This window comes from Marinobacterium weihaiense, from assembly GCF_019061305.1.
Lineage (GTDB): Bacteria > Pseudomonadota > Gammaproteobacteria > Pseudomonadales > Balneatricaceae > Marinobacterium > Marinobacterium weihaiense.
The window spans coordinates 112,464-129,566 of sequence record NZ_JAHQZT010000001.1 but is presented as its reverse complement, the minus strand read 5'-3'; the positions used below and the strand labels follow the sequence as shown (position 1 = coordinate 129,566).

24 protein-coding genes and 1 tRNA gene are annotated in these 17,103 nt (G+C 57.1%); 17 read left to right on the top strand and 8 right to left on the bottom strand.

Annotated features, from left to right (window positions below):
* Positions 1–9: 9 nt before the first annotated feature.
* A complete protein-coding gene (locus KTN04_RS00625) occupies positions 10–672 on the top strand; it encodes an HAD family hydrolase (RefSeq protein ID WP_217333268.1) in 663 nt (220 codons plus the stop codon).
* Positions 673–686: 14 nt separating this feature from the next.
* Entirely contained in the window at positions 687–1,721 is a 1,035-nt protein-coding gene (gene sppA / locus KTN04_RS00620) for a signal peptide peptidase SppA (RefSeq protein WP_217333267.1), read from the top strand.
* A gap of 6 nt (positions 1,722–1,727) precedes the next feature.
* On the opposite strand, the gene KTN04_RS00615 is transcribed toward sppA, so the two are convergent.
* Positions 1,728–2,309, bottom strand: coding sequence for a Maf family protein (locus tag KTN04_RS00615; protein WP_217333266.1), 582 nt, complete (start codon positions 2,307–2,309; stop codon positions 1,728–1,730).
* 211 nt (positions 2,310–2,520) lie between these two features.
* Between KTN04_RS00615 and KTN04_RS00610 the strand changes: the two genes are divergently transcribed.
* The 14 genes from KTN04_RS00610 to KTN04_RS00545 all read left to right on the top strand — a co-directional run bounded on the left by KTN04_RS00610 (position 2,521) and on the right by KTN04_RS00545 (position 13,337).
* Positions 2,521–2,955, top strand: coding sequence for a YceD family protein (locus KTN04_RS00610; protein WP_254262272.1), 435 nt, complete (start codon positions 2,521–2,523; stop codon positions 2,953–2,955).
* Between the two features lie 17 nt (positions 2,956–2,972).
* On the top strand, positions 2,973–3,152 hold the full coding sequence (rpmF, locus tag KTN04_RS00605; protein WP_217333264.1) for a 50S ribosomal protein L32: 180 nt from the start codon (positions 2,973–2,975) through the stop codon (positions 3,150–3,152).
* Positions 3,153–3,154: 2 nt separating this feature from the next.
* Entirely contained in the window at positions 3,155–4,186 is a 1,032-nt protein-coding gene (gene plsX, locus KTN04_RS00600; RefSeq protein WP_254262271.1) for a phosphate acyltransferase PlsX, read from the top strand.
* 114 nt (positions 4,187–4,300) lie between these two features.
* Complete coding sequence (gene fabD / locus KTN04_RS00595; protein WP_217333263.1) at positions 4,301–5,230, top strand: ACP S-malonyltransferase; 930 nt, start codon at positions 4,301–4,303, stop codon at positions 5,228–5,230.
* A gap of 25 nt (positions 5,231–5,255) precedes the next feature.
* Positions 5,256–5,999, top strand: coding sequence for a 3-oxoacyl-ACP reductase FabG (gene fabG / locus KTN04_RS00590; RefSeq protein ID WP_217333262.1), 744 nt, complete (start codon positions 5,256–5,258; stop codon positions 5,997–5,999).
* Between the two features lie 181 nt (positions 6,000–6,180).
* A complete protein-coding gene (gene acpP / locus KTN04_RS00585; RefSeq protein ID WP_010323864.1) occupies positions 6,181–6,414 on the top strand; it encodes an acyl carrier protein in 234 nt (77 codons plus the stop codon).
* Between the two features lie 93 nt (positions 6,415–6,507).
* Positions 6,508–7,746, top strand: a complete 1,239-nt coding sequence (gene fabF / locus KTN04_RS00580; RefSeq protein WP_217333261.1) for a beta-ketoacyl-ACP synthase II — start codon at positions 6,508–6,510, stop codon at positions 7,744–7,746.
* Between the two features lie 31 nt (positions 7,747–7,777).
* A complete protein-coding gene (gene pabC / locus KTN04_RS00575) occupies positions 7,778–8,605 on the top strand; it encodes an aminodeoxychorismate lyase (protein WP_217333260.1) in 828 nt (275 codons plus the stop codon).
* On the top strand, positions 8,599–9,633 hold the full coding sequence (gene mltG, locus KTN04_RS00570) for an endolytic transglycosylase MltG (protein ID WP_217333259.1): 1,035 nt from the start codon (positions 8,599–8,601) through the stop codon (positions 9,631–9,633). Before pabC ends, mltG begins: the two co-directional genes overlap by 7 nt.
* Before the next feature lie 4 nt (positions 9,634–9,637).
* Positions 9,638–10,270 carry a dTMP kinase gene (tmk, locus tag KTN04_RS00565; RefSeq protein ID WP_217333258.1) on the top strand — a complete coding sequence of 211 codons (633 nt, stop codon included), beginning with the start codon at positions 9,638–9,640 and terminating at the stop codon, positions 10,268–10,270.
* Entirely contained in the window at positions 10,267–11,262 is a 996-nt protein-coding gene (locus KTN04_RS00560; protein ID WP_217333257.1) for a DNA polymerase III subunit delta', read from the top strand. Before tmk ends, KTN04_RS00560 begins: the two co-directional genes overlap by 4 nt.
* A gap of 13 nt (positions 11,263–11,275) precedes the next feature.
* Positions 11,276–11,626, top strand: coding sequence for a PilZ domain-containing protein (locus KTN04_RS00555; RefSeq protein WP_217333256.1), 351 nt, complete (start codon positions 11,276–11,278; stop codon positions 11,624–11,626).
* A gap of 29 nt (positions 11,627–11,655) precedes the next feature.
* The gene (locus KTN04_RS00550) at positions 11,656–12,432 is read left to right on the top strand and encodes a TatD family hydrolase (protein WP_217333255.1); all 777 of its coding nucleotides are present in this window, start codon (positions 11,656–11,658) and stop codon (positions 12,430–12,432) included.
* A gap of 5 nt (positions 12,433–12,437) precedes the next feature.
* The gene (locus tag KTN04_RS00545) at positions 12,438–13,337 is read left to right on the top strand and encodes a radical SAM protein (RefSeq protein ID WP_217333254.1); all 900 of its coding nucleotides are present in this window, start codon (positions 12,438–12,440) and stop codon (positions 13,335–13,337) included.
* A gap of 81 nt (positions 13,338–13,418) precedes the next feature.
* Here KTN04_RS00545 and KTN04_RS00540 read toward each other — a convergent pair whose 3' ends face one another.
* The 7 genes from KTN04_RS00540 to KTN04_RS00510 form a co-directional block, all read right to left on the bottom strand.
* Positions 13,419–13,982 (bottom strand): chemotaxis protein CheW, encoded by a 564-nt coding sequence (locus KTN04_RS00540; protein WP_217333253.1) that lies wholly within the window; start codon positions 13,980–13,982, stop codon positions 13,419–13,421.
* A complete protein-coding gene (locus tag KTN04_RS00535; RefSeq protein WP_328515941.1) occupies positions 13,979–14,782 on the bottom strand; it encodes a hydroxypyruvate isomerase family protein in 804 nt (267 codons plus the stop codon). Before KTN04_RS00535 ends, KTN04_RS00540 begins: the two co-directional genes overlap by 4 nt.
* The gene (locus tag KTN04_RS00530) at positions 14,779–15,111 is read right to left on the bottom strand and encodes a TusE/DsrC/DsvC family sulfur relay protein (protein ID WP_217333252.1); all 333 of its coding nucleotides are present in this window, start codon (positions 15,109–15,111) and stop codon (positions 14,779–14,781) included. Before KTN04_RS00530 ends, KTN04_RS00535 begins: the two co-directional genes overlap by 4 nt.
* 1 nt (position 15,112) lies before the next feature.
* Entirely contained in the window at positions 15,113–15,394 is a 282-nt protein-coding gene (gene tusB / locus KTN04_RS00525; RefSeq protein ID WP_217333251.1) for a sulfurtransferase complex subunit TusB, read from the bottom strand.
* Complete coding sequence (gene tusC / locus KTN04_RS00520) at positions 15,391–15,753, bottom strand: sulfurtransferase complex subunit TusC (protein WP_217333250.1); 363 nt, start codon at positions 15,751–15,753, stop codon at positions 15,391–15,393. Before tusC ends, tusB begins: the two co-directional genes overlap by 4 nt.
* Positions 15,750–16,148, bottom strand: coding sequence for a sulfurtransferase complex subunit TusD (tusD, locus tag KTN04_RS00515; protein ID WP_217333249.1), 399 nt, complete (start codon positions 16,146–16,148; stop codon positions 15,750–15,752). Before tusD ends, tusC begins: the two co-directional genes overlap by 4 nt.
* Positions 16,149–16,219: 71 nt before the next feature.
* Positions 16,220–16,900, bottom strand: a complete 681-nt coding sequence (locus KTN04_RS00510; RefSeq protein WP_217333248.1) for a Bax inhibitor-1/YccA family protein — start codon at positions 16,898–16,900, stop codon at positions 16,220–16,222.
* Between the two features lie 115 nt (positions 16,901–17,015).
* On the opposite strand from KTN04_RS00510, the gene KTN04_RS00505 reads away from it, so the two are divergent.
* Positions 17,016–17,103: transfer RNA gene (locus tag KTN04_RS00505), tRNA-Ser, on the top strand.

Sequence of the window (17,103 nt, the reverse complement as noted above, 5' to 3'; positions counted from 1 at the left end):
GAGCTAAGCTTGTATAAGCTACTGATTTTCGATTGGGACGGTACCATTATTGATTCGACCCAGCGAATTGCATCCAGCATCCGTGCTGCTGCCAAAGATCTCGATCTTCCGGTACCGACCTGGGAAGCCTCCAGGGATATCATCGGCCTTGGCCTTCCGGAGGCGATCCAGGCGCTGTTCCCGGGCGAGGGTGATCACATTATCGAGCCGATGCGCGAGCGCTATGGGCATTATTACCTGGGCGCTGATGAGACACCGACAGCCCTGTTTCCGGGAGTGCAGCATACACTTGAAAGCCTCAAGGCCAAGGGGTATCGACTGGCCGTGGCTACCGGCAAGAGTCGCAAGGGGCTGGAGCATGTATTTGCCGAGACCGGTATCGGCGCGCTGTTCGAAACCAGCCGCTGCGCCGATGAGACGACGTCCAAGCCGGATCCGCACATGCTGCACGAGCTGCTGGTCGAAACCGGTGTCGACCGCCGTCATGCGCTCATGATCGGGGATACCGAATACGATCTGGAAATGGGGCGGCGCGCGGGTATGGATACCGTCGCGGTCAGTTATGGCGCCCATCACATTGACCGTCTCAAGGTGCTTGAGCCGGCCTGTGAGATTCATCATTTTGCGGAACTGGAAGCCTGGCTCGACGGTCTTTCAGCGCAAACTATCTGAAGTGAGGGAATATCGTGAGCGAGAATCATTGGGGTGAAGAAGGTGCGGCCGGCTCTCGCGAGCCGGAGCGTCAGCGGGAGTCGGGCGAGGCGTCGCTGCAACGGCCATCCACGCAGAAAGAGTGGCGCCTTATCGAAAAGGTGGTCAGCAGCCTGCATGTCGAGCATCGTCGCGCACGACGCTGGGGCATATTCTTCAAGTTGCTGACGTTTGTATACCTGTTCAGCCTGTTGGGGATCTTCTGGTTCGGCAAGCAGCTGGACGCCGATAAAATGGTGCCTCAGGCACATACCGCCATTGTTGAAGTCAAGGGGCCGATCATGGATGACGAGGAGGCCAGTGCTGACGGCATCATCCGGGCCTTGCGCAATGCCTTCGAGGCCGAAAAAAGCCAGGCGGTCATTCTTCGCATCAATAGCCCCGGCGGTAGCCCGGTTCAGTCCGGTTACGTGTATGACGAGATCAAGCGCCTGCGTGCGCTGCACCCTGAAAAGAAGGTATATGCGGTCATTGCGGATATTGGTGCATCCGGTGCCTATTATATCGCGGCTGCCGCTGACGAAATTTATGCGGACAAGGCCAGTCTGGTGGGCTCCATTGGTGTGATTTCATCCAGTTTCGGCTTTGTTGATTTGATCGACAAGCTGGGTGTGGAGCGTCGCACGCTGACGGCCGGGGATAACAAGGCCTTTCTGGATCCCTTCTCGCCACTCAAGGACGATGATCGTGAATTCTGGCAAACGGTGCTGAATACTACTCATCAGCAGTTTATCGATCAGGTCAGAAAAGGGCGCGGTGATCGCCTCAAGGGCGGTGACGAAGTGTTTTCCGGTCTGGTTTGGACGGGTGAGCAGGCGCTGGAACTGGGCCTGATTGATGGGCTTGGCAGCAGTTCCATGGTTGCACGCGAGATCGTCGGTGCCGAAAAGCTGGTGGATTACACGGCGCGACCGCAGGCGCTTGATCGCCTGGTCGAGCGCCTCGGTATCGGTGTTGCCAAGGAGTTGTCTCTGCAGTTGGGTCTGCAGGATGAGTATCAGCTGCGCTGATCGCAACTAGAACGGACGAACACCCTCGGCTTCCAGCATTCGTACCAAGCGAATCAGGGGCAGGCCAACCAGGGTGTTCGGGTCGTCGCCTTCCAGACGCTCGAACAGGACAATACCGCTGCCTTCGGAGCGAAAGCTGCCTGCGCAGTTATAGGGCTGTTCATGCTGCAGGTAACCTTCAATCAGATCATCGTCCAGCGGCCTGAAATGCACCTGATACGGCACGGTATCGACTTGGCAGTGGCCGGTGCGCGTATTGAGCAGACACAGGCCGGTCAGGAAGGTGACCGAGCGCCCCGAGGCAGCCTTCAGCTGTTCGGTCGCACGGTCATGTGTGCCGGGCTTGCCGATGATCTGGTCGTCCAATACAGCGACTTGGTCGGAGCCGATAACCAGCGCGTCCGGGAAGCTTCTGCCCACAGCTCTGGCTTTTTCTTCGGCCAGGCGCGACACTAGCACTGCGGCGCTCTCGTTCGCCAGTGCCGTCTCGTCTATTTCCGGGTGTTTGGTGCGATAGGGCAGGCCCAGTTTGTCCAGAATTTCCCTTCGCCAGGGAGAACTGGAGGCGAGTACAAGGGTGGGTAACATGATTTTTCCTTTTGGACCACGACTGTTAAATGTTTCTGGTATCATATTAACCCTGATTTAAATTACTTAAACCCCTATTTTCTTTGACAGCAAGGGGTTCTGACCATAGAATTGCGCGCTTATGTCGTACGGTCCATTACCGAAAAAAGTTGACCCTCGCAAACTCGCCGAGCGGGAAGTAGTATTCAAAGGCCCAGCCGCTGTTTCTGACATGCCGCGCCTTACCTCCTTCCTGTGCGATGACAGCGGTAACATCGACGTCGAAGTCGGGTTTGCCAAGGATGAACAGGGCCTGCGGGTGCTCAGTGGTGAGATGCACGGTGTCGTCAGCATGACGTGCCAGCGCTGCCTTGAGCCCGTCAGTGTCGAGCTTGATGCCACACTGAATCTTGCGGTTGCATTGACCGAAGAGCAGGCACAGAATTTGCCCCGTTACTATGATCCGCTGATCTTGGAAACGGACGAGATTGAACTGCTGCCAGTCATTGAGGACGAGCTGATGCTGAGTCTGCCGCTGGTCCCGTATCATGATGACTGCAGTATTCAGACCTCGTTCGGCGACGTGGAAACGGCCCGGACGCAGGAAGAAAAACCCAACCCCTTCAGTGTATTGGCCCAGCTTAAAGAAAAGGCCGATAAGAGTTAAACCAGGAGCTATATACCATGGCAGTACAGCAGAACAAAAAGTCTCGTTCAAAGCGTGATATGCGCCGTTCCCACGATGCGCTGAGCAACCCGACTCTGGCTGTAGACGCAACTACCGGTGAAACTCACCGTCGTCACCACGTCAGCGCTGACGGTTTCTACCGCGGTCGTCAGGTTGTTGCCAAAGGCGACGAGTAAGCTTGACGGTTCGTTATTGCATCGCTGTTGATGCAATGGGCGGGGACTTCGGTCCCCGCGTTACAGTGCCTGCTGCACTGGACGCTCTCAAGCGTCACCCCTCCTTGAGTATTCTGTTGGTCGGCGATAGCCACATCATTTCCCCTCTAATAGTGCGCTGTGACCATGGCATCCTTGAGCGCATTGAACTTGTTCATGCCGACTCGGTCGTGGCTATGGATGAGCGTCCCACTTTTGCCCTGCGTCGTCGCCAGGACTCATCCATGTATATCGCTTTGCAGAGTGTTGCTGAGGGCCGTGCCCGGGCCTGTGTCAGCGCCGGCAATACGGGAGCGTTGATGGTATTGGGTCGTGGTATTCTGCAGATGCTGCCCGGTATTGACCGGCCGGCGATTACATCTGCCATTCCGACCGTAACAGGTCATAGCCATATGCTGGACCTTGGGGCCAATGTTGACTGTTCAGCGGAGCATCTGCTGCAGTTTGCCATCATGGGGTCGGTCATGGTGCGTGCGGTCGAACGCATCAACTCTCCGCGTGTGGCCTTGTTGAATATCGGTGCTGAGGAGATCAAGGGTAACGAGCAGGTCAAACTGGCGTCACGCCTTCTGAAAGAGCAGCCCGAACTCAATTATATCGGTTTCATCGAGGGAGACGGGGTGTTTAGTGGTGAGGCCGACCTGGTGGTGTGCGACGGCTTCGTGGGCAATATTGCCCTGAAAAGTTGCGAAGGTTTGTCGCGACTGGTCAGCAGCAAACTCAAGCAAAGTTTTACTCGCAGCTTATATCGGCGCGCCCTGGCATTGCTGGCTCGTCCGGTGTTGAAAGAGCTGCAGCAGCAGCTCGACCCGGGGCGTCGCAATGGGGCCAGTCTTTTAGGGTTGCAGGGCATTGTCGTCAAGAGTCATGGCAGTGCCGGCAGTCACTGCTTTGGTCACGCCATTGATCAGGCTGTCTCAGAAGCCGAGATGAATATACCCGCCCGCATCAGCGAGCGGCTGGAGCGCTACCTGCACGATCCGTCCGGCACCTGAGGGTTGCGGGGCGTTCTAATTATTCCCGAATGTTGTACACTTACGGCCTTTATTGGCTGCGTTTCGCTTGCATGAATCGCAGTATGAATGTCACTAGTACAGTATGGGGAAGCCATGTCGCAAACGCTTGCTTTCGTTTTTCCCGGCCAGGGTTCGCAGCAGCTGGGGATGCTCTCAGAGCTTGCCGCCGCACACCCGGTCATTCAGCAGACTTTTGCCGAAGCCTCCGAGGTGCTCGGGTTTGATCTCTGGCAGATGACTCAGGAGGGGCCGGAAGAGGCTCTGAACAGCACTGAAAACACGCAGCCGGCGCTTTTGGCGGCAGGTGTTGCGCTGTGGCGCTTGTGGCAGGAGCAGGGTGGCGAAAAGCCCTGCGTCATGGCTGGCCACAGCCTGGGTGAGTACACGGCGCTGGTGTGTGCCGGTGCCTTGTCACTGGCGGACGGCGTGCGCCTGGTCAAGGCGCGTGGTGAGTTCATGCAGCAGGCGGTACCCGCGGGCAGCGGTGCAATGGCTGCCATTCTGGGCCTGGATGATGATGCCGTTGCCAAGGCGTGCAAAGAAGCCGCTCAGGGCGACGTTGTTTCTCCTGTCAATTACAACTGTCCCGGACAGGTTGTCATTGCGGGCGAAAAGGCGGCGGTTGAACGCGGTATTGAGGCCTGCAAGGCTGCCGGTGCCAAGCGTGCCGTTCCCTTGCCTGTCAGCGTACCGTCTCACTGCGCGTTGATGAAGCCTGCGGCGGAGCAGCTGGCAGAGGTTCTGGCCTCCATCACGCTGCAGCAGCCTGAAGTGCCGGTAGTTCAGAACGTATCTGCGGCCGTGGCGGCTGACCTGGAAGAACTGAAGAACAACCTGCTGGCTCAGCTGTATAGTCCGGTACTGTGGACGGCGTCCGTTCAGTCTATGGCGGCTCAGGGTGTTGAAACTCTGGTTGAGTGTGGTCCGGGCAAGGTGCTGACCGGTCTGAACAAGAAGATCGATCGCGCATTGGTGGGCGTTTCCATCAGCGATCCGGCCGGTCTGGAAAAGTCCCTGGGCTGAATTCAACGGATATCAGGAAACTATCATGAGTATTGAAGGCAAGGTTGCCCTGGTGACGGGTGCAACACGGGGTATCGGCAAGGCAATTGCCACCAATCTGGCGGCGCAGGGCGCGATTGTGGTCGGAACAGCCACTAGCGAGAAGGGCGCGGAGGCCATCTCGTCTTATCTGGCTGAAGTCGGCAACAAGGGTATCGGCATGGTGCTGGATGTGGCGGATACCGCGTCTGTCGAAGCGGTGTTGAAGGGTATTCAAGCCGATTTCGGTACCATCGAGATTTTGGTCAATAATGCTGGTATCACCAAGGACAACATCCTGATGCGCATGAAAGATGACGAGTGGGACGGTGTAATCAACACCAACCTCAACTCCATCTATCGCCTCGTTAAGGGTTGTCTGCGTGGTATGACCAAAGCGCGCTGGGGGCGCATTGTCAATGTGAGCTCCGTCGTGGCCTCTATGGGAAATGCGGGTCAAACCAACTACGCGGCAGCAAAGTCGGGCATGGAAGGTTTTACACGTGCGCTGGCCCGTGAAGTCGGTTCACGCAACATTACCGTCAACTGCGTGGCACCAGGTTTCATCGATACCGATATGACCGCTGGCTTGGCTGACGAGCACAAGCAGAGTCTGCAGGCTCAGATTCCGATGAACCGTCTTGGTCAGCCGGAAGAGATCGCGGCCGTTGTCGGCTTTTTGGCGAGTGATGGCGGTGCTTATGTCACCGGTGATACGATTCACGTGAATGGCGGAATGTATATGTCCTGATGCGGAACAGCATCAGTGGCATAAAAATTTGTTTTTTTCGCGGATTTGTTGATAATTGGCCGTCAGCTGACGGGTTATTAAATTTCACACCGTCACGCTAGTTGCCAGAGCGTAATGGGTTTTCTAAAATTCCATGTCGCATCCTGCGATGTGATGGTATTGAGAAAAAATAGGAAGAGATATGAGTAACATTGAAGAGCGCGTAAAGAAGATCATCGCTGAACAGCTGGGCGTCAAAGAAGAAGAAGTTGTTAACTCTGCTTCCTTCGTCGAAGACCTGGGCGCTGACTCCCTGGACACGGTTGAACTGGTTATGGCGCTGGAAGAGGAATTCGAAACCGAAATTCCCGACGAAGAAGCTGAGAAGATCACAACTGTTCAGCTGGCGATCGATTACATCAACGCTCATCAGTAATCAATCCCCACAGAATTAGCCGAAAAGCCGCATCTATATGCGAATATAGTGCGGCTTTTCTTTTGTAAGGCCCTTGGAGGCTGGAGGAGTAGGATGTCTCGCAGAAAAGTTGTTGTGACCGGTATCGGTTTGCTGACACCCGTAGGCAATGCCGTGAAGGACACCTGGGACAATATCCTGGCCGGTAAAAGCGGTGTGGCGCCAATTGAGTTTTTTGACGCGTCTCAGTTCGCAACACGCTTCTCTGCATCGGTAAAGGATTTCAACCTGGATCCCTACATGAGCGCGAAGGAAGCGCGCAAGATGGATCTGTTCATTCAGTACGGAATGGTCGCTGCAGCCCAGGCCATCGATGATTCCGGCATTGAAGCCACTGAGGCCAACTCGCATCGTATCGGCTGTGCCATCGGTTCCGGTATCGGCGGTCTGCCGATGATCGAAAAAACCCATGACACGCTGAATGCCAGCGGGGCACGTCGTGTTTCCCCGTTCTTTGTACCGGGCAGCATCATCAACATGATTTCCGGTAATGTGGCGATCAAGTACGGCTTCCGCGGCCCTAACATTGCCATCACCACAGCCTGTACCAGTGGTACGCACAACATCGGCCATGCCATGCGCATGATTCAGTACGGTGATGCCGATGTCATGGTGGCCGGTGGTGCTGAGATGGCAACCACACCGCTGGGTCTGGCTGGTTTCTCGGCTGCTCGTGCACTGTCTACGCGCAACGATGACCCGACGGCTGCGAGCCGCCCCTGGGATCGTGACCGTGATGGTTTTGTCCTCGGTGACGGCGCCGGTGTGCTGATTCTGGAAGAGTACGAGCATGCCAAGGCACGCGGTGCGCATATCTATTGCGAGCTGGCCGGTTTTGGCATGTCCGATGATGCCTTCCACATGACCGCGCCGCCGGAAGATGGTGCCGGTGCCGCATTGTCCATGCAGAATGCGGTCAATGATGCCGCGATTGCAGTCGAACGCATCAACTACATCAACGCCCACGGCACGTCCACGCCGGCGGGTGATATTGCCGAGTCAAATGCGGCCAAGCGCGTGCTGGGCAGTGCTGCCGAGCAGGTGCGTATGAGCTCCACCAAGTCGATGATCGGTCACCTGCTGGGGGCGGCCGGTGCCGTTGAGGCAGCCTTTTGCGTGCTGGCATTGCGTGATCAGGTGGCACCTCCGACCATCAACTTGGATAACCCGTCTGAAGGCTGCGACCTGAACTACGTTGCTCACAGTGCGCAGGAGTGCGCGATTGATGCCGCAATGTCCAACTCCTTCGGTTTCGGCGGTACCAACGGTACCCTGATCTTCAACCGTATCTGAGGAGACGGGAGGCGCAGGCCTCCCGCGATGGATGCAGGTACAAACGCTGATCAACGGGCAGGTTGCCGAGTGTGTCGCTCCGACCGATCGGGGTCTTGCCTATGGCCACGGCCTGTTCGAGACTCTGCCCGTACAGGATGGCAAGCCGATTTTCCTATCCCAGCACCAGCAACGCCTGTTGGACGGCTGTGCTCGTCTGGGCATTCCAACCGATAACCTCATGGCTCAGTTGCAGCAGGATCTGGGTCGGTTGAAGTTTCCCGCCGGCATGGCGGTTCTTAAGATCATGGTGACCTCCGGTTCGGGCGGCCGTGGCTACCTGAGGCCAGATCCTGTCGAGCCCTGTCGCATTCTGTCCTTGTCACCGATGCCGGTGTATCCGGATATGCCCGAAGACGGCATTCATGCGCGCTGGTGTCAGACACGCCTGGCCTGTCAGCCCCTTTTGAGCGGCATCAAGCATCTTAACCGCCTTGAACAGGTCCTGGCACGCAACGAGTGGCGAGACCCCGGCATCCGCGAGGGGCTGGTTCTGGACACCCTTGGACGAGTGGTCGAGGGGACCATGAGCAACTTGCTGTTCGTGCGTGGGCAGCACTTGTGCACGCCTGACTTGAGCGAAGCGGGTGTCTCCGGGATTGTCCGTGCCCAACTGTTGAGCATGGCACCGGAGCTTGGGCTCGAGGTTGAAGTCGGGCAGTATGATCGTGACAGCGTCGAGTCGGCCGATGAAGTGATGGTCTGCAACAGCCTGATCGGTATCTGGCCGATCGTGCGCCTTGGGGATGTGCGCTATCCCGTTGGTCCGCATACCCGAAATCTACAGTCAGCCCTTAAACAACGGATGTCCTCATGCTGAAAAAATTCATTCTCTTCTGTCTGCTATTGGCTTTAGTGCTGATGGGAGCGGCCTGGGCTGCATTACAGCAGTTGCAACAGGTACTGAGTGCACCGCTGCCACTTGCTGAGGAGCGTGTGCTGACAGTCGAACCAGGTACCTGGTTTCGTCGCTTTGCTCTACAGCTGGAAGAGGAAGGTCTGGTCGACCATCACATGTGGCTGCGGGCCGAAGCCTACCGCACACCCTGGGTTACCGGCATTAAAGCGGGGGAGTATCAGCTTGAGCCCGGCTTGACCCTGCAGCAGCTGTTGGAGAAGGTCGTCAACGGGGACACCATCAACTACACCTTTACCCTGGTCGAAGGGTCTACATTCAAGCAGCTCAAGGCCGCTCTGCTGGATAATGATCGCCTTAAGCACGAGCTGGATGACATGAGTGAAGACCAGCTGCTGAAAGTGCTGGGGAGTGATGCCGAGGCTGTTGAGGGGCTTTTTCTGGCAGAGACCTACCATTTTCAGCGGGGCATGACCGACCTTCAGCTGCTCAAACGAGCGCACGACGACCTCAAAGAGGTTCTCGAGGCTGCCTGGCAAGCGCGTGACAAAGCGTTGCCCTACAAGCGTCCCTATGAAGCGCTGATCATGGCATCGATCATCGAAAAGGAAACCGGGGTGCCCTCTGAACGCAGTGAAATTGCCGGTGTGTTTGTCCGCCGCCTGCAGCGGGGCATGCGCCTGCAGACGGATCCGACGGTCATTTACGGCATGGGCGAGCGCTACAAGGGCAACATTACCCGTGCCGACCTGCGCCGCCCGACCCCTTGGAATACCTATGTCATCGACGGACTGCCGCCGACCCCCATTGCACTGGTGGGGCGTGAAGCCATTACAGCGGCCTTGAACCCGGCAGACGGCAAGACGCTGTATTTTGTGGCCAAGGGGGACGGTTCGCACCATTTTTCACGCTCGCTGCAAGAGCATAATCGAGCCGTACGCCGCTATCAGCTGCAGCGGCGAGCCGACTATCGCTCATCACCGGAGAACTGACCAGATGCCAAGAGGATGCTTTGTCACGGTTGAAGGCACCGAAGGCGTTGGCAAAACGACCAACCTTGACTTCGTGCAGCAGACACTGGAAAGCGCCGGGCTGGAGGTGCTGCGTACCCGAGAGCCGGGCGGTACGCCTCTGGCTGAAGACATACGTACGCTGCTGTTAACGCCGCGTGCAGAGCCAGTTGCTGATCTGACCGAGTTGTTGCTGATGTTCGCTGCTCGAGCGCAGCACCTTGAGCAGGTCATCAAGCCGGCCCTTGCGGCGGGCAAGTGGGTATTATGCGATCGCTTTACCGATGCAACCTATGCCTACCAGGGTGGCGGTCGTGGCATGGACACCGCGCAGATCCAGGTGTTGGAAAACCTGGTTCAGGACGGCCTGCAGCCCGACCTTACCCTGTTGCTGGACCTGCCGGTCAGTGTCGGGCTTGAGCGTGCGCGTGCACGCAGCGCACCGGACCGTTTCGAGTCGGAAAAAAGCCGTTTCTTCGAGGCGGTCAGGCAGCATTACCTGCAGCGTGCTGCCGCCGACCCGGGCCGCTTTGCCGTCATTGATGCCGCGCCGGCGTTGCCGGACGTACAACAGCAGATCAGCCAGGCGTTGCTACGGGTGTTGGAGGTACCGGCATGAGTGCCGAGCTGTACCCCTGGTTCGAGCGTCAGTGGCAGCGCTTGATTGCACAGCAGCAGGCCGATCGTCTGCCGCATGCGCTGTTGCTGTCGGGCCCTGCGGGTGTGGGCAAATATGATTTTGCCGAACGACTGGCCAATCTGCTGTTGTGTCATGCGCCTCTAGGGTCAGCACCCTGCGGGCAGTGTCACAGCTGTGAGCTGCGTCAGGCGGGTCATCACCCGGACCTGATCAGAATCGGCCCCGAGGGAGTCGGCAAGCCGATCAAGGTCGATCAGGTGCGTACGCTGATCGATCACCTGCACAGTACCGCACAACAGGGTGGTTACCGCGTGGTGATCATGGAGCCGGCGGAAGCGCTGAATACCTCATCAGCCAATGCGTTGCTGAAAATCCTGGAAGAGCCGGGTGACAGAACGCTGCTATTGCTGGTGTGTCATCAGCCGGGGCAGTTGATGGCAACCATTCGCAGCCGTTGCCAGCGCATCGATTTTGCAACGCCATCCCCGGCCGATGCGTCTGCCTGGTTGGCCGAAACTCTGGGCCTGGAAGCTGATCGGGCAGAGCAGCTGTTGCGTCTGTGTCATGGCGCCCCCTTGAGGGCGCGTCAGCTTTATGAGGGTGATCTGCTGGAGCAGCGCAAGAAGCTGATGACCGGGCTTGCGGATCTGCTGCGAGACCGTGTCTCAGTTACTGATCTGGCTCTACAGATGAGCAAGTTCGACCTGCTACAATGCCTCGACTGGTTAAACAGCCTGCTCAGCGACATTGTGCGCATGCAGCTGGCCGGTCTCTCGGAACCGGCAGTCAATCCAGATATGAAGCGCATGCTGCAGGCGCTTGCCAAGCAGGCCAGCAGTATTAAAATCTTTGCATTGGCTGACCGAATCCAGGAGGAGAGGGTCAGCCTGATGTTGCGCCAGAACCCCAATCGGCAGTTGCTGCTTGAGCGTTTGCTGCTGCAATGGTCTGGCCTGGCACGAAAAACATAGGAGTGTTGAGCCCATGTCCATCATCCCGCGGATCAGCCACGGCATACTGTCGCTGACGATCGATAACAAGGAAAGCCTGTACAAGGCGTACATGCCTTTCGTGACCAACGGTGGCCTGTTCATTCCCACAACGCGTACCTATCAGTTGGGGGAAGAGGTGTTCATGCTGCTGATGCTGATGGACGAGCCGGACAAGGTGCCGGTAACCGGCAAGGTGATCTGGGTAACGCCGAAAGCGGCGCAGGGCGGACGTACCCCCGGTATCGGCATTCAGCTGTCAGGCGATGACTCGGCCCTGGTACGCAAGATTGAAACCTATCTGGCCGGCATGGATGGATCTGGTCGCCGTACCAACACGCTGTAACCCATCAAGACAACGTTAGTAGAGGCACCATGTTAATAGATTCGCACTGTCACCTGGATATGCTGGACCTGAGCAAGCATGACGACAGCATGGACAACGTGATCAGCGCCGCGCGTGCGCGTAACGTTGAGCAGATGCTGTGTGTCTGTGTCGATTTGAACCGGTACGACAGCATGCGTGCCAGTGCCAGTCACTTCGATAATGTATGGTTTTCGGCCGGTATTCATCCGCTTCATATCGAAGAGTGCCCGTTCGACGCCAGTCGTCTGCGGCAGCTGGCGGCCGATCCGCGCGTAGTGGCATTGGGCGAGACGGGCCTTGACTACCATTATTCGCAGGAAACGCGTGAACAGCAGCAGGCCAGCTTTGCCGGTCATCTGGAACTGGCCGGTGAGCTGGATCTGCCGGTTATCGTGCACACACGTGACGCTCGAGAAGATACGCTGAAACTGATTCGTGAACACGGTAACACCAACTCGGCAGGGGTGTTGCACTGCTTCACCGAGTCGCTTGAAATGGCCAAGGCGGCGTTGGATCTGGGTTACATGATTTCGTTCTCCGGCATCATCAGCTTCCGCAACGCGGCCGAGCTGCGTGAAGTGGTCAAGGCGGTACCCCTGGATCGCATGCTGGTTGAGACGGATTCACCCTATCTGGCCCCGGTGCCGTTTCGTGGCAAGCAGAACCAGCCTGCCTACGTGGCGGATGTGGCCGCCTGCGTGGCTGAACTCAAAGGCGTCCCCGTCGAAGCCGTGGCGGAGCAGACTACTGCCAACTTTTATCGGCTCTTCAAGCGTACCCGCTGAGTCTTATGTATCATCAGCCCCCCTTTGACTACATCGAGCCGGTCTTCCGCCCGCCCAGCGAGGCGGATTCACTCATCCTGCAGGTCACCAATGGCTGCAGCTGGAACCGCTGTACCTTCTGTGACATGTACACGGATGAGCACAAGCGCTTTCGTCCCAAGGCCGAGGCCGACGTCATTGCCGAGATTCAGCGCTGTGGCGCATCCATGCCCTGGGTCCGGCGCGTGTTTCTGGCCGATGGCGATGCCATGGCGCTGTCCGTGCGAAGATTGAGCACAATACTGCAGGCGATCAAAACTTACCTGCCAAATGTGCGCCGCGTGTCGGCCTACTGCCTGCCGTCCAACCTGAAAAACAAAACGGTTGCAGAACTCGCACAGTTGCGTGAATTGGGTTTGAGTCTGATGTACATGGGTGCCGAAAGCGGCTGCAACCGGGTTCTGGAAGCGTTCGACAAGGGTGAGACCTTTGACTCCACGGCCGAAGCCCTGTTGAAAGCGAAAGAGGCGGGGATGAAGCGTTCTGTCATGCTGATCAACGGTGCAGGTGGTCGTATGCATTCGGAATCACATGCACGCGAGTCCGCCCGTCTTGTGAACCTGGTACAGCCTGAATATCTGGCGACGCTGGTTTTGTTTTTCCGTCGTGACGCCGAGCAGCGCGTGCAGGATGGCTATGGCGGTCAGTTCCAGCCGTTGGATGCTCAGGGGCTGTTTCAGGAAATGCGCACGCTGATTGCGGCGACCGAGCTATCACAAACCATCTTTCGCAGCGACCATGTGTCCAATCGCCTGGTATTGAAGGGGGTGCTGGGCAAGGACAAGGCCCGCATGCTGACCGAGATCGACCAGGCGATCGAGTACGCCCAATCAAGGGATATACCGCTGTATCAGGGCCGCTTCTAAGCCTGAAGCAGGCAAAAGACGAGATTTCGGGGCCGGGCCTCAGTGGCATTGCTTGCCCGCTGAGGCCGAATCACCTACGGCTCAATAATTGCCGCTGAGTAGCTCTTCTTCGGTCAATGGCGTAATGCTGAGCAGCATCTTGGTCAGATCAAGCAGAATGATCAGGATGTTGTTGTAGTAGCACACGCCCTGCACAAAGCGCTTGGTGGAGTCGTCGCCACTGACGCTGGGCGCACGGTCCACGTCGTTGTGCGGCAGATTAATGACCTCATCGACACTGTCCACCACCAGGCCGATCACTTCCTGCTCATTGAACTCCACCACGATCACGCGAGTTTCGTCATCGTAGGGCACCAGCGGCAGTCCGAACATCTGGCGAGTATCAATGACCGTGACCACATTGCCGCGCAGGTTGATAATGCCCAGGATGGAGCTGTCGGCGCCGGGTACCGGCGTGATCTCGCTGAAGCGAAGCACTTCCTTGACCTGCATGACGTCGATGCCATACAGCTCGTTATCGACACGGAAGGTCGCCCACTGGTGATAAACGACTTCTTCCTGTTGTGAGCGTCGCGAGTGATCCGATTCGGCCTGTTGACCATCCTGAAGGGTTTTTAAATATTCAGCCGCTGAATTCAAGCTCATGGCGTTCTGTCCTGTATCGTCCAGTGTTTCAACCAGCCTAGACCGGCTTCAGTGGTCGTTTGCGGGTTGTACTCAAGGCTAATATGGCCGCTGTAGCCCATTTGCTCAAGCGCCTTGAATAGATTGGGGTAATTGATTTCACCGCTGCCGGGCTCATGGCGGCCGGGCACATCGGCAATTTGTATGTGACCGATTTTGTCTGCATTTTGCTTCAAAGTCGAGATCAGATTGCCTTCCATGATCTGCATGTGATACACGTCATACTGCAGCGCCGTTGAGGGCAGCTTCAAGCGTTCGATCAGCTCGAGCACCTGGTGGCTGGAATGCAGCCAGAAACCGGGAATATCCTCGGTGTTGATGGCTTCGATCATCAGCTGGATACCGTTGTCATGGCAGTGTCGAGCGGCCAGCTGTAGATTCGCTTCAAGTGTTGCTTGCACCTGGTCGGTATCGGCCTCCTCGGGCGGTACGCCGGCCAGGCAGTTAAGTTTGCCAACCCCCAGTGCGCGTGCCCAGTGCAGGGCCTGCTCCAGACCCGCTGCAAACTCCGCTTCACGCTCGGGCAGGCAGGCCAGCCCGCGCTCACCCTGGGCCCAATTCCCTGCAGGGATGTTGATCAAAACCAGCTGCAACCGGTATCGCGCCAGTGCAGCGGCAATATCATCCAGTGGCAAGGAGTACGGAAACTGGACTTCCACAGCATCAAACCCGGCTTTGCGGGCGGCCGCGAAGCGCTCCGGCAGCGGGTATTCGGTGAACAGCAGGCTTAGATTAGCGGCAAATTTCAAAGCGTGAGTCACAGGCAATTTTCCGGTTTGGGCAGGCCGGCCAGGCGGGCCGCAACCTTGGCCGGACTGCCCGGAAACAGCTGCATCAGGTAAATACTGCGCCCTTTGTCCTTGCCCAGGGCGATACCCACCGCCTTTACTAGCGGGCGCATGGCGGGGGAAAGCTGATACTGGCGGTAGAAGTCGCGCAACACATGAATCACTTCCCAATGGGCCTCCGTGAGCGTCAGGCCATCGTCTTTCGCCAGCTGAAGCGCGACATCCGGGCTCCACTGTTCAAGATCGTAGAGATAGCCCTCATCATCCAGAAGGATTTCAACGTCGTTTACAATCAGGTGCATATCAAAACCAGCTCAGAGTACGTTCGTGTTCAAGGGTGAGCATGACGAAGCCGGCATCGTCGACTTCTTCGTATTCACCTTTGGTAACCCCTCTGGCGGCCCTGTCAGGTGCCAGCACCACAACCCGTGCCGGCAGCCCGGACAGGGATGCAGAATGGTGTGGCAGTATCCAGTAGACGGCTTCCTCGATCAACAGGAGAGTATCGTCAGCGGTCAATGCTGCTTGGTAGCTGTTGAAAATGCCCTTGTCGCTGGGCGAGCGATTGAGAATATGGAGCGTCATAGCGTCAATACCACCGGGTGATGACTGATCAGCTGTTGTAGTTGCTGCGTGTTCAGGACTTCCGGCTCAGGTAACAGCTCGGCAGCGCTCAGGCCGTGCAGGGCAAGACTGTCTTCACTCGTGTAGAGCGTTTCGATGTCATACATCGGCAGTGCCCCGAGCATGGCGTGAGAGGTTTTCTCGCTGATCGGCGTACCATCCTGGCCCGGCAGCAGCTGCAGCACGGCATCATCCAGCAGCAATAGGCTCACCGGGAGATCGAAGATGGCTGCGCTGAGCGCGATATCTATTGCATCGCGCGCTGACGATGAGGCGAAAGGAGCGGACCGCGAGATAATCAGAACGGGCTTTTGGCTCATCGCATGCCTCCAAAGGTAATCACTCGGTCGGACGCCTGTGTCGCTTCAATCAGCTGACCCAGTCCCGACAACTCGAAGCCGGTTGCCAGGTTGGCCGCATTTTTTTCATGCCGCTTGGCTTCGTTGTCATCCATGATGCCTCGGCGCACGGCAGCGGCAATGCAGACAACCAGGTCGAGATCATGCTGCTCCGCCAAGGCCTGCCATTGTTGCGGGATATGCTGCTCATCGCGCGGCGGGGCTGCGAGGCTTGTCGCGTTGTGAACACCGTCACGATAGAAAAACACGCGGTAAATGCTGTGTCCCGCGTCCAGGGCGGCGCGGGCAAAGCGCAGTGCCGTACCGGCGGCGGGTGCCTGATAGGGTGCAGTATGAATCACGAGGGTAAAGATCATCGGTGGCTTCAATCCGAAATAAAAAAGCCCCGCTATCCTAGCAGATTGCGGGGCTGGTTTAGCAGGCGCGATCAGTCGTCGCTGAAGGCGCCAACCAGGCTGAGCAGGTGTACAAACAGGTTATAGATGCTCAGGTAAAGGCCAACAGTGGCTATGACGTAGTTGGTGTAGTGCCCGTTCACGATGTTGCTGGTGTCATACAGGATGAAACCGGACATCAGCAGTACCACGGCGGCGGAGAAGGCCAGCTGAATGCCGGAAATATCAACACCGAATAGTGGCAGGATGAACAGCGCGATCATGGCAATGATCAGAATCATAGAGCCGGCGGCCAGGAAACCGCCCATGAAGCTGAAGTTCTTGCGCGAGCTCAGGACGTATGCCGACAGACCCAGGAAAGTAGCTGCGGTCATACCCATGGCGGTCAGCACAATTTCACTACCGTTGGCCATGGCCAGGTAGTGGTTCAGAATCGGACCCAGGCCAAAGCCCAGCAGACCGGTAAAGGCAAAGGTCAGCGGCAGTGCGGCGGCACTGTTCTGCTTGCGGTTGATGACGAACAGCAGTACAAAGCTGAGCAATACGCTGCCCAGATACACCATGAACGGAGGGTTGATCGCCATGGAGATACCCGCCGTGACGGCACTGAATACCAGTGTCATCGACAGCAGCATATAGGTGTTGCGGATGACCTTGTTGGTCTCCAATACCGCCTGTGAAGAGCGGGCTTCAAGCGTACGAGTGTTATCCATCATGAACCTCTTATTGATTTCCTTCTTGTTTGCAATGATGAGGGTTTGTTGGTGATTTTCAATAGTTTTGATGATTTGACATCAAAAAGATTCCCAGTAGAATTTCTATTTGTGCGGAGGGATGGCTGAGTGGTCGAAAGCACCGGTCTTGAAAACCGACGAGTCGAGAGGCTCCCAGGGTTCGAATCCCTGTCCCTCCGCCA